Origin of the sequence: Vibrio pectenicida (assembly GCA_024347015.1) — a bacterium.
Lineage (GTDB): Bacteria > Pseudomonadota > Gammaproteobacteria > Enterobacterales > Vibrionaceae > Vibrio > Vibrio pectenicida.
In genome coordinates this window covers 2,801,473-2,813,441 of record AP024889.1, presented here as the reverse complement: position 1 = coordinate 2,813,441, position 11,969 = coordinate 2,801,473, and the positions used below count along the sequence as shown (strand labels likewise).

General features: G+C 43.9%; 7 protein-coding genes, 4 tRNA genes and 2 rRNA genes. 6 read left to right on the top strand and 7 right to left on the bottom strand.

The window, feature by feature from the left end; genetic code table 11:
- Positions 1-43: 43 nt before the first annotated feature.
- From OCV27_RS12855 to OCV27_RS12835, 5 genes are all read left to right on the top strand, one after another.
- Positions 44-120 (top strand) — tRNA-Ile (locus tag OCV27_RS12855).
- 42 nt (positions 121-162) lie between these two features.
- A tRNA-Ala gene (locus OCV27_RS12850) sits at positions 163-238 on the top strand.
- A gap of 324 nt (positions 239-562) precedes the next feature.
- A 23S ribosomal RNA gene (locus OCV27_RS12845) occupies positions 563-3,452 on the top strand.
- Between the two features lie 127 nt (positions 3,453-3,579).
- Positions 3,580-3,695, top strand: a 5S ribosomal RNA gene (gene rrf, locus OCV27_RS12840).
- Positions 3,696-3,726: 31 nt separating this feature from the next.
- A tRNA-Asp gene (locus OCV27_RS12835) sits at positions 3,727-3,803 on the top strand.
- A gap of 77 nt (positions 3,804-3,880) precedes the next feature.
- Here OCV27_RS12835 and apaH read toward each other — a convergent pair.
- The 6 genes from apaH to lptD all read right to left on the bottom strand — a co-directional run bounded on the left by apaH (position 3,881) and on the right by lptD (position 10,694).
- A complete protein-coding gene (gene apaH, locus OCV27_RS12830) occupies positions 3,881-4,696 on the bottom strand; it encodes a bis(5'-nucleosyl)-tetraphosphatase (symmetrical) ApaH (protein ID WP_125319730.1) in 816 nt (271 codons plus the stop codon).
- Between the two features lie 19 nt (positions 4,697-4,715).
- Entirely contained in the window at positions 4,716-5,093 is a 378-nt protein-coding gene (gene apaG / locus OCV27_RS12825; protein WP_125319729.1) for a Co2+/Mg2+ efflux protein ApaG, read from the bottom strand.
- Positions 5,094-5,164: 71 nt separating this feature from the next.
- Positions 5,165-5,971 carry a 16S rRNA (adenine(1518)-N(6)/adenine(1519)-N(6))-dimethyltransferase RsmA gene (rsmA, locus tag OCV27_RS12820; protein WP_125319728.1) on the bottom strand — a complete coding sequence of 269 codons (807 nt, stop codon included), beginning with the start codon at positions 5,969-5,971 and terminating at the stop codon, positions 5,165-5,167.
- A gap of 12 nt (positions 5,972-5,983) precedes the next feature.
- Positions 5,984-6,976, bottom strand: a complete 993-nt coding sequence (gene pdxA / locus OCV27_RS12815; protein WP_125319727.1) for a 4-hydroxythreonine-4-phosphate dehydrogenase PdxA — start codon at positions 6,974-6,976, stop codon at positions 5,984-5,986.
- Complete coding sequence (gene surA, locus OCV27_RS12810) at positions 6,966-8,261, bottom strand: peptidylprolyl isomerase SurA (RefSeq protein ID WP_125319726.1); 1,296 nt, start codon at positions 8,259-8,261, stop codon at positions 6,966-6,968. The genes pdxA and surA overlap by 11 nt, the downstream gene beginning before the upstream one ends.
- Positions 8,262-8,312: 51 nt before the next feature.
- Entirely contained in the window at positions 8,313-10,694 is a 2,382-nt protein-coding gene (gene lptD / locus OCV27_RS12805; RefSeq protein WP_125319725.1) for an LPS assembly protein LptD, read from the bottom strand.
- A gap of 148 nt (positions 10,695-10,842) precedes the next feature.
- Between lptD and djlA the strand changes: the two genes are divergently transcribed.
- Positions 10,843-11,700, top strand: coding sequence for a co-chaperone DjlA (gene djlA, locus OCV27_RS12800; RefSeq protein WP_125319724.1), 858 nt, complete (start codon positions 10,843-10,845; stop codon positions 11,698-11,700).
- Between the two features lie 73 nt (positions 11,701-11,773).
- On the opposite strand, the gene OCV27_RS12795 is transcribed toward djlA, so the two are convergent.
- Positions 11,774-11,849: transfer RNA gene (locus tag OCV27_RS12795), tRNA-Ile, on the bottom strand.
- Positions 11,850-11,969: the final 120 nt, after the last annotated feature.

Genomic DNA, 11,969 nt, shown 5'->3' with positions numbered 1-11,969 from the left:
TACCCACACAGATTGATGGTTTATAGATTTTAAAGACGATACTGGGTCTGTAGCTCAGGTGGTTAGAGCGTTCGCCTGATAAGCGAGAGGTCGGTGGTTCAAGTCCACTCAGACCCACCAATCTTCATCCCAGAAGAGTTGGCATACAGTATCACACCTGATGGGGCTATAGCTCAGCTGGGAGAGCGCCTGCCTTGCACGCAGGAGGTCAGCAGTTCGATCCTGCTTAGCTCCACCATCTTTAAATGCATTTGCAATAGTGCACTTAAACATGGTTCTTAATTAGAATCTTGCTCTTTAACAATTTGGAAAGCTGACGAACAATAACCGTGATTGGTTGTTGTTCAAATAAAAGTTCTCAAATCCTAATGATTCTTTTTAACGAAAGAATGATTGGGTACCAACACACATTCAAGTGTTCTTGGAAACACCACAATTCGTTGTGGCGTTTATATTTGAGTCCGGCAAAATCGAACGCTGTCTCGCTCATTCAAATAATGAGACAGCAACTTTGGTTGTTTAATTAACAACACCAACTGAGCAAGACTCTTTGGGGTTGTATGGTTAAGTGACTAAGCGTACACGGTGGATGCCTTGGCAGTCAGAGGCGATGAAAGACGTAGTAACTTGCGATAAGCCCAGATTAGGTAGTAACAACCGTTTGAGTCTGGGATGTCTGAATGGGGAAACCCACGTGCATAAGCACGTATCATTAACTGAATACATAGGTTAATGAGGCAAACCGGGGGAACTGAAACATCTAAGTACCCCGAGGAAAAGAAATCAACCGAGATTCCGAAAGTAGCGGCGAGCGAAATTGGATTAGCCCTTAAGCTTTACACGCGTTAGACGAACAGCCTGGAAAGGCCGACAATAAAGGGTGATAGTCCCGTAGTCGACGACGTGTGTTCAGTGAAATCGAGTAGGACGGGACACGTGATATCCTGTCTGAATATGGGGGGACCATCCTCCAAGGCTAAATACTACTGACTGACCGATAGTGAACCAGTACCGTGAGGGAAAGGCGAAAAGAACCCCTGTGAGGGGAGTGAAATAGAACCTGAAACCGTGTACGTACAAGCAGTAGGAGCACCTTCGTGGTGTGACTGCGTACCTTTTGTATAATGGGTCAGCGACTTATATTCAGTAGCAAGGTTAACCATCTAGGGGAGCCGTAGAGAAATCGAGTCTTAACTGGGCGTCGAGTTGCTGGATATAGACCCGAAACCAGGTGATCTAGCCATGGGCAGGTTGAAGGTTGAGTAACATCAACTGGAGGACCGAACCGACTAATGTTGAAAAATTAGCGGATGACTTGTGGCTAGGGGTGAAAGGCCAATCAAACCTGGAGATAGCTGGTTCTCCCCGAAATCTATTTAGGTAGAGCCTCGGACGAATACTACTGGGGGTAGAGCACTGTTAAGGCTAGGGGGTCATCCCGACTTACCAACCCTTTGCAAACTCCGAATACCAGTAAGTACTATCCGGGAGACACACGGCGGGTGCTAACGTCCGTCGTGGAGAGGGAAACAACCCAGACCGCCAGCTAAGGTCCCAAAGTATAGCTAAGTGGGAAACGATGTGGGAAGGCTTAGACAGCTAGGATGTTGGCTTAGAAGCAGCCATCATTTAAAGAAAGCGTAATAGCTCACTAGTCGAGTCGGCCTGCGCGGAAGATGTAACGGGGCTAAGCTATACACCGAAGCTGCGGCAATACAGTTTACTGTATTGGGTAGGGGAGCGTTCTGTAAGCCGTTGAAGGTGTGCTGTAAGGCATGCTGGAGGTATCAGAAGTGCGAATGCTGACATGAGTAACGATAAAGGGGGTGAAAAACCCCCTCGCCGGAAGACCAAGGGTTCCTGTCCAACGTTAATCGGGGCAGGGTAAGTCGACCCCTAAGGCGAGGCCGAAAGGCGTAGTCGATGGGAAACGGGTTAATATTCCCGTACTTCTTACAATTGCGATGGGGGGACGGAGAAGGCTAGGTGAGCCTGGCGACGGTTGTCCAGGTTCAAGTGCGTAGGCTTGAGAGTTAGGTAAATCCGGCTCTCTCCAAAGCTGAGACACGACGTCGAGCACCTACGGGTGTGAAGTCATTGATGCCATGCTTCCAGGAAAAGCCTCTAAGCTTCAGATTGTAAGAAATCGTACCCCAAACCGACACAGGTGGTCGGGTAGAGAATACCAAGGCGCTTGAGAGAACTCGGGTGAAGGAACTAGGCAAAATGGTACCGTAACTTCGGGAGAAGGTACGCTCTTGTCGGTGAAGTCCCTTGCGGATGGAGCTAACGGGAGTCGCAGATACCAGGTGGCTGCAACTGTTTATTAAAAACACAGCACTGTGCAAAATCGTAAGATGACGTATACGGTGTGACGCCTGCCCGGTGCCGGAAGGTTAATTGATGGGGTTAGACTTAGGTCGAAGCTCTTGATCGAAGCCCCGGTAAACGGCGGCCGTAACTATAACGGTCCTAAGGTAGCGAAATTCCTTGTCGGGTAAGTTCCGACCTGCACGAATGGCGTAATGATGGCCACGCTGTCTCCACCCGAGACTCAGTGAAATTGAAATCGCTGTGAAGATGCAGTGTACCCGCGGCTAGACGGAAAGACCCCGTGAACCTTTACTACAGCTTGGCACTGAACATTGAGCCTACATGTGTAGGATAGGTGGGAGGCTTTGATATGTGCACGCCAGTGTGCATGGAGCCATCCTTGAAATACCACCCTTGTATGTTTGATGTTCTAACTTAGACCCATTATCTGGGTCAAGGACAGTGCCTGGTGGGTAGTTTGACTGGGGCGGTCTCCTCCCAAAGAGTAACGGAGGAGCACGAAGGTGGGCTAAACACGGTTGGACATCGTGTGGTTAGTGCAATGGCATAAGCCCGCTTGACTGCGAGAATGACAATTCGAGCAGGTGCGAAAGCAGGTCATAGTGATCCGGTGGTTCTGTATGGAAGGGCCATCGCTCAACGGATAAAAGGTACTCCGGGGATAACAGGCTGATACCGCCCAAGAGTTCATATCGACGGCGGTGTTTGGCACCTCGATGTCGGCTCATCACATCCTGGGGCTGAAGTCGGTCCCAAGGGTATGGCTGTTCGCCATTTAAAGTGGTACGCGAGCTGGGTTTAGAACGTCGTGAGACAGTTCGGTCCCTATCTGCCGTGGGCGTTGGAAGATTGAAGGGGGCTGCTCCTAGTACGAGAGGACCGGAGTGGACGAACCTCTGGTGTTCGGGTTGTCATGCCAATGGCATTGCCCGGTAGCTAAGTTCGGAATCGATAACCGCTGAAAGCATCTAAGCGGGAAGCGAGCCCTAAGATGAGTCTTCCCTGACCCCTTGAGGGTCCTAAAGGGTTGTTCAAGACTAGAACGTTGATAGGCAGGGTGTGTAAGCGTTGTGAGGCGTTGAGCTAACCTGTACTAATTGCCCGTGAGGCTTAACCATACAACACCCAAAGGGTTTTGTTGTGGACTCAAAGTAGAACATTGAATGTGTAGAGAACGCTCTTTAAAGAGTAAGCAGCTTTCCAGATTTTGACCGGTTGCGAGTGCGCAGCAGGTCACCTAATTTGCTTGGCGACCATAGCGTTGTGGACCCACCTGAACCCATGCCGAACTCAGAAGTGAAACACAATAGCGCCGATGGTAGTGTGGGGTCTCCCCATGTGAGAGTAGGACATCGCCAGGCTTCAAATTTAGACATACAGTCTAACCAGTGCGGAGCGGTAGTTCAGTTGGTTAGAATACCGGCCTGTCACGCCGGGGGTCGCGGGTTCGAGTCCCGTCCGCTCCGCCAATTCTTCTCAACCCCAGCAGCAATGCTGGGGTTTTTTGTTTATTTAAAGTTCTAGGCAGAATACAAGTATATGTTTATTAGTCTTTAAGTGATATGTTCGGCTGAGAAAAGTACTTCCTATCCTCCCATCTAATCATGGTTAGACGACCTCCCCATACGCAGCCAGTATCAAGACCAATAACTCGCTTGCCCTTATAACCTTCAAGTGCTGCCCAGTGACCAAATAAAATAGTTTTTTTAATTTTTTTGTGGAATTTGAGTTCAAACCAAGGTTTTAAAGTACTTTCATCCATTTCAATTGGAGGGTGCTTACATTCCATATCTAAGCTGCCATCGGGAAAGCAATATCTCATTCTAGTGAAAGCATTTATGATATAGCGATATCGTTCAATACCCTTAAGATCATTGCACCATGTGCTTGGTTGGTTATCGTACATATTTTCAACCAGCCAAGGCCACTGATTACTTTTAAGGATTGTTTCAACCTCACGAGCACAACTTCTGGCTTTTGATAACGACCATTGAGGAGTTATGCCTGCATGACAGACAACAAACTCATCATGTTCTGCTAGTAGTGGTTGATGACGCAGCCATTCTAATAGCTCGTTGCACTCACAAGACTCGATAATAGCAGTAGTTTTGTCTTTTTTCTTAGGGGCATGGACTTCTAAAAAAACACCAAGAAGGTGTAAATCATGGTTGCCGAGTACGACTCTTGCGCTACTGCCTAAGCTTTTTATAAACTTTAATGTTTCTAGTGATTTAGGGCCGCGAGCAACGAGATCTCCCGCGACCCAGAGGATATCTGAATCTGGGTTAAATTTGGCCTGTTTGAGCAATAACTTTAATTCATCGAAACAGCCTTGAATATCACCGACAATGTAATTGGACACAACAAATCCTACGTTGTAGTTAATTTAAAATGTTAGGTAATGCGAGACGAAATGGTTCGATTTCGGTGATGAATTCCTTACCTTTTTCATCCAGTAAAATATACTGACCTTGCATAACTCCAACTGGAGTTTCAATAGCGGTTCCACTGCTATAAGTGTATTCGTCTGTTCCGGAGATAAATGGTTGCTGGCCGACTACACCATCACCTTCAATTGTCATCTGTTTCCCATTAGCATCGGTAATTAACCAGCGACGACTGATGAGTTGTACTGTTTGGTTACTTAAGTTTTTGATAGTGATGACGTAAGCGAAGACGTAGTGTTTTTCATCAGGTTGGGACTGGTCTGATATATATTTGGTATGAACTTGGACTTTAATACAAGGGGTTGATTCCATAAGGGACTCCTGCGTATAAGTCAAAAATTAGAGTTGTCTATTTATATATTACAACTCTAATTATATGTGGATTATTTGGAATTTGCGTCCAGCCAGTTAGCCAAATCGACAAATTGCTCCAGGGTTAAATTTTCTGGTCGCATACTTGGATTAATACCAAGTTGCTCTAAAACTTCTGCACTGGCTAGAGACTTAAAACAGTTTCGTACTGTTTTACGTCTTTGGTTAAAGCCTTCTCTACAAACCCTTTCTAACCAATTTAGATTAGTGGCGGGATAGGGAAGTGTCTCGTATGGCGAAAGACGAACGACAGCCGAATCAACTTTTGGTGGCGGGATAAATGCTGTTGGCGGGACTTCCAAGACAGGAACAATCTTACAATAGTACTGAGCCATCACAGTCAGGCGGCCATATGCCTTTGTCCCTGGTCCTGCTGCTAATCGGTTAACAACTTCTTTTTGCAACATGAAATGCATATCTTGAATATCTTTATGGTATTCAAACAGGTGGAACATAAGAGGTGTGGAAATATTGTAAGGCAAATTGCCAAATATACGTAGCCTATTATTTGGTTTTACCAGTTGTGTGAAGTCAAATCGCATCGCGTCGCCTTCATAAATGGTAAGTTTTTTTGAGAGTTCTGGATGACGTCTTAGCCGTTCAGCAAGATCGCGATCAAGTTCGATCACTGTAAAACTATCGACTTCGCGGCCAACAGGCTCAGTAATAGCACCTAACCCTGGGCCTATTTCAACCAGATTTTGGCCTGGTTGAGGGTTGATTGCAGAGACGATTCCATCAATGATGTACGGATCGTTTAAGAAGTTTTGACCAAAGCGTTTTCTGGCTTTGTGTCCTAAATGGACATCATTTCTCATATTTTTCTCAAGTTAACTAATTTTATTTTCGACAAGCTCTATTGCTTGAGCCAGTGCTGCTGTAAAACTTCCTGTATCAGCATGCCCTGTCCCTGCTAAGTCTAATGCTGTACCGTGATCAACGGATGTTCTGATAAAAGGTAAACCTAACGTGATATTCACTGAGTTACCAAATCCTTTATATTTTAACACGGGAAGCACTTGATCATGGTACATTCCTAGTATTGCATCTGCTTTAGCAAGGTATTTTGGGTTAAATATAGTATCAGCTGGCAGCGGCCCTATAAGCTCAATACCGTTTTCTAGACGAAGTTGCTCAAGTGTAGGCGTAATGGTTTCGATTTCTTCTTTACCTAAGCAGCCATCTTCACCAGCATGAGGGTTTAATCCACAGACATATATTTTAGGTGATGAGATCGCAAATTTTTTGATCAAATCTTTGTGTAGAATGCAGATGATATTTTTCAGCCTATCGACAGTAATGGCTTGCGAGACATCAGCTAGCGCAATATGAGTTGTTGCTAATGCAACTTTTAGCCCTTCTGTTGCGAGCATCATAACTACTAAAGGTGTGTTTGAAAGCTCGGCAAAATACTCCGTATGGCCACTGAAGGTTACCCCAGATTTATTCAGGATGCTTTTATGCACCGGTCCAGTAACTAAAGCATCAAATTCACCGCTTAAACATCCTAAACCTGCACGTTTTAAGGTGTTGAGAACATACTGACTATTATTAGTATCTAAACAGCCAGGTACTACAGTTGAGTCTAGCGGCAGATGCTCGATTATCATAGTTCCCGCTTGCTGCGGTAGTGCTTGTGCCGATGAGTCATAGTCAATCAGTTTTATTTCAACATTAAGCTGGTTCGCACGCTGCTTAAGCATATTTTTATCAGCACATATGACTACCTGATGCGGCCAGTCCTTTTTAGCGAGAGATACGGCGAGATCAGGCCCAATTCCTGCTGGCTCTCCAGTAGTGACTATGATTCGCCTAATCGTCATCTTGAGCATCCTTAATGACTTCCACGAAAGCACTAGCTCTTATTTCCTGTAACCAGGCACTAGCTTCTTCATTGAATTTACGATTAAAAATAATACGATATGCTTTATTTTTCAGAGCTGAGTCAGTGCGGTCTACTTCTCTTTTGTCCATCACCTCAACAATGTGCCAACCGTGAACAGTTTTAAAAGGTTCACTGATTTGGCCAAGGCGGAGAGTGTCTATTTGATGCTTGAATTCAGGTACGTAGATATCTGATGTTTGATAGCCTAACTCTCCTTGTTGAGCGGCCGAGCCAGGATCTTGGCTGTATTGTTGTGCCATTTCTCCAAATGTTGCTTCGCCAGACTCAATTCGATGAGTGATTTCAAGCAATTCTTTCTTGACCCCATCATCACTGAGAATGACGGTTGGCTTGATAAGGATATGCCGCGCCTGTATTTCAGTAACGGCTACTGTCTCTAAACCTTTTACATCTTCAATCTTCAATATGTGGAAGCCAATACCACTGCGAAATGGGCCAATGATACTGCCTTTATTTTGTAGTTTGATTTGATCGGCAAATATAGTGGGCATTTCTTCTTTACGCATCCAGTCCCAACTTCCGCCTTGTAGCGCTTTAGGACCTTTTGAATAGGCGTAGGCCATGGTGCTGAAATCTGCTCCTTCGTTAAGCTCTTTAACAATTTGATTCGCTTTCTCTTCAATCTCTGCCTTATTTTGACCTTCCTCGACTCGTAGTTGAATATGGCCCACTTTATATTGCACAGTTGCGTTAGTTTCCTTAGCTAAAATATTGGCTAAGTTGTCTACCTCCGCTGGTAGTATATTGATACGGCGACGAACTAAAGCATTACGAGCTTCATTAGCTGCTATTTCTTTGCGAATTTGTTCTCTAAACTGAGCGTAACTTAGGCCTTCTTCCGCTATTGATGCGTTTAGCTGCTTGGTGGTTTGTTGGTTATTTTTAGCAATTTCTTCGATAGCTTCGTTTAGACGGTTATCATCAATACGTACGCCAATTCTTTCTGCTTCCTGCTGCTGTATTGTGTCGACAATCAACTTTTCTGTTACTTGTTCGCGTAACGTATTATCATCTGGCAGTGTTTGTTGGTTTTCTTTCGCATTGGCACGAATTGTTTTCATTGATGTTTCGATATCACTTTGTAGCACTACACCACTGTTAACAATGATAGCAACTTTATCTAATTCAGTTGGTTTTGCTTGGGCTACTGAGCATTGAGTGACGATTAAAAGCCCAAGCCAGATTTTCTTCCAAAGTTTCATTGAATTACCTGTAAATAGTCTTGCCTGCGTCTCTGACTGTAGGCTTTATAATTAGTTGTTTAAGAAAAATGGTCTACCGTAGCTAAGAGAGTTATTAGCTCCTGTAGTTCCCGTAGCGCCTGAGTCGGAACCTATATTTGTACCAAACCCGATAATACCAAAGCTAACACTAAAGTTGTTTTCATAAGTTGGCGTAGAATTTGGGTAACTTGAGAAATCAGGTGCCCAACTCTTTAGCTGATTACTATAATTAAAGCCAATATACCAACAGTCTGATCGATAGTTTATCCCTGCCAACCACTCAAGTGAATTTTCAGTGGTAAGATCATAGAAATATTGCCCACTAGCGCTCCATTTCCGAGTTAGCTGATAGCTAGCAAGCAACCCAGCTTGGGATATGCCATTTTCTGTAATAGAGTTTAAATCGTTAATATTACCAAGAGTATTTTCTATATATTCACGGGTTACGTAGCGATAGTTTCCTTGGATGTAACCTTTGCCAAAACGATACTCAAGAGTGCTATTACCGAGTTGGAGTTCACTGGTATCAATATCATACTGTAGGCCACCATGGTAAAACAGGTAATCATCATAGTTAAAATCCATCTCAATTGCCCAAGCTGAGTAATTAGATTTGTTTTTTTCGTCAGTTAAGGTTGAATTTTTGGTGTCCTTATCGAGGTAGAAAATCTGGCCAAAGGAAATATTCAACCTTTCTTTATATTGATTGTCAAAAAATCGAGTGGAGGCTCCATAACTAAACTGATTAGCCGCTGCTATGCGATCTACACCACTGTATTTACGGCTACGAAAAAGTCCGTAGTAGTCGGTTTGTAACAAGGTCGTGTCATACAGGTAAATATCGCTTTGATCTTTTTCAGGAACATAGAGATACTGGACTTGGGGCTCTAGCGTCTGCGTGTAGTTATCGAAAACAACACTATCACGTTCGAGTGTAATACCAGCATGGCTCCGGAACTCAGGAATCACACGAGAAGTCGACTCTTTTAAATTGTACCCCTCGCTGGATAGCTCAGCTAGATTCAAACTCTTTAGATCTTGTTGATAATAAGTACCAAGTAATCGTGCTTCTGTTGTCCAAGTGCCCCAGGATGTACCAAGGGGTACCTTCAAACCAGGTTCTACATGAAGCCGGGTGGCGGATGGTTTTTCTGGATCATCGGTATCAAATTGAGAAATATGACTTGTTAGGTCAAAATCAAGGTATCGCATTACTTCTGGTGCGTAATAATTAAACTCAAGCTGCGGTAAAAGTCGGTACGGTGTGTTGCTGCTTTCGGTTAAAAGTTGGAAATCACGAGTAAGGATAGAGGCATCCCAGTTTGATGAGCGATATGTCGCAACGGCTTCTTGGAGCAATTGCCCGTCAGACTGATTGCCTATGGATGATCCATTGTCGGTAAAATATCTGATATCACTGACTTTTGAATAATCGGTTTCAAACTTCCAGTTTTCTTGATAAATGCCCGAATGCTGCCATTGCATTGCCCAGCGATCTCCTTGCTCTGGATATTTTTTATCGTCTGGTAAATACTCTGACTTAATTGTACTGTAACCCAAATCAGACAAATAACGGAATTCACTATTAAGCTGTGTACCACGATTTTGCATAGACTTAATTGTCGTTTTTAAATCGTAATTCGGTGCTAGGTTCCAATAAATGGGTACTTCCATTTCGAAGCCATCGCTAGAACCATAAGAAACAGTGGGGTAGAGAAAGCCTGTTTTACGAGTATCTCCTATTGGCACAGTCAGAAAGGGTAGATAAAATACGGGAATATTTTGAATCTCAAAGCGTGGATTGTAAAAAGTGGCTTCTTCTTCGTTCTGATCAATGTCTATGCTTGATGCTCTCATACGCCAAGAGCTATCTCCTTCAGGACATGATGTGATTGTGCCATCTTCAACTTCGTATATTGCTTTGCCAGTTTTGGCAACATATACCGCTTCTCCTCGACCGGGTTCACATAAGAACTTATAGTTGGTATTCTCTAGTGTCACTTTTTCAGTATTAAGTTCATGCACGGCTTTATCTGAGATGGTCTTTAGTTGGCCATCACTAAATATGACGTTACCTTCTGCTACAACGATATTATCTTTTTGATGGACAGTCGCACTATCCGCTTTCATGCGTTTTTTACCTTGGATTACGGTAACATTGCCCGAGTAAGTCGCTTTATCACCATTTATCGCTTCTAGATGGTCCGCGTCAATATTGACAGGTTGTTGTTTCGCGTTTTCAGGCTCTACCTCATTGACCAAACATTGGTCAATGAGGTCTAATGTCTGACATTGGCCAATAAATGGCATTTCTCGTGAAGAGTCCACTGTGGACTCTTCAGCCTTAGCCAGAGGCATAATAAGAGCGGCGCTAATTGAAGTGGCTAACAAGGTGCGAGGAAAACGTGACATCGAGTTTGACTATCCTGTTGAACTTGATATATCCGGTGAATAGATGACCGAATGTAAAATAAAACGGTCCTTATAATAAAGGAATTTACAGCTTACGGCACTATCAGACTGCTTTATGAAGAAAAAATTCAGAGATTGAGAGCAAACAATGCATATTTTTGGCAAAATACTGGGCACTTTTTTTGGTTTTCTCGTAGGAGGACCATTTGGTGCTATCTTTGGTTTATTTTTAGGCCACCAATTCGATAAGGCTCGTCGTTTGAAGTTGGCAGGTTTTAATTCAGGTTTTGGCTCTGGCCCTAGTCAAGGTGAGAGGCAGGCAGAATTTTTTAAAGCAGCATATGCCGTAATGGGACATGTGGCTAAAGCTAAAGGGCAGGTGACGCGAGAAGAAATTCAGTTAGCGACTACTATGATGGAACGTATGAATCTTCATGGTGAGTTGCGCAGGGCGGCACAAGAGGCATTCCGGGAAGGTAAAGAGCGAGACTTTCCTCTAGAAACTGTTTTAGAGCGCGTGCGGATCTCTGCAGGAGAACGATTTGATTTAATGCAGTTCTTTTTAGAATTGCAGATATCAGCAGCATTTGCTGATGGAGATCTCCACCCTAGTGAGCGTGATGTTCTACATAAAGTTGCTCGTGGACTAGGCTTTTCTTCCGAGCAACTTGAGCAACGTTTAAAGATGCAAGAGGCTGCTTTTCGGTTTCAGCATGGAGGGGCATTTGGAGGTCATTCGAAAGGTGGACAGTCTCATCGTTCAAATGATGGTTGGCAGCAGGCTTCTACGGCTAATCAACTCAGTGATGCATATAAACTTTTAGGCATAGATAGCAATGCGGATGCAAAAACAGTTAAGCGTGCTCATCGAAAATTAATGAATGAGCACCATCCTGATAAATTGATGGCAAAAGGGCTTCCACCTGAGATGATGAATGTTGCTAAAGAAAAGGCTCAGGAAATTCAAAGTGCATATGATTTGATAAAAAAAGCAAAAGGCTTTTAATCGAAAAGCAATTAGTAGAAATCTAGCGTATTAAAAAAGCCTGATGAGAATTCTCATCAGGCTTTTTTGTATTTGGTGGCCCCTCGCAGATTTGAACTGCGGACCAATCGATTATGAGTCGACTGCTCTAACCACTGAGCTAAGGGGCCTTTGTAGGTCAACGATTATAGGGGATGATGATAGGGCTGTCTAGATACAATATAGGGTAAACTAGCCTATATTTTATCCACTTAAACCATTTGGTTACAAAAAAGGCGAGTCAATGCTCG

Excerpts from the sequence above, each read along its gene's own strand:
- apaG (WP_125319729.1), bottom strand. The coding sequence starts at position 5,093 with ATGGAATCAACCCCTTGTATTAAAGTCCAAGTTCATACCAAATATATA.
- rsmA (WP_125319728.1), bottom strand. The coding sequence starts at position 5,971 with ATGAGAAATGATGTCCATTTAGGACACAAAGCCAGAAAACGCTTTGGT.
- pdxA (WP_125319727.1), bottom strand. The coding sequence starts at position 6,976 with ATGACGATTAGGCGAATCATAGTCACTACTGGAGAGCCAGCAGGAATT.
- surA (WP_125319726.1), bottom strand. The coding sequence starts at position 8,261 with ATGAAACTTTGGAAGAAAATCTGGCTTGGGCTTTTAATCGTCACTCAA.
- lptD (WP_125319725.1), bottom strand. The coding sequence starts at position 10,694 with ATGTCACGTTTTCCTCGCACCTTGTTAGCCACTTCAATTAGCGCCGCT.
- djlA (WP_125319724.1), top strand. The coding sequence starts at position 10,843 with ATGCATATTTTTGGCAAAATACTGGGCACTTTTTTTGGTTTTCTCGTA.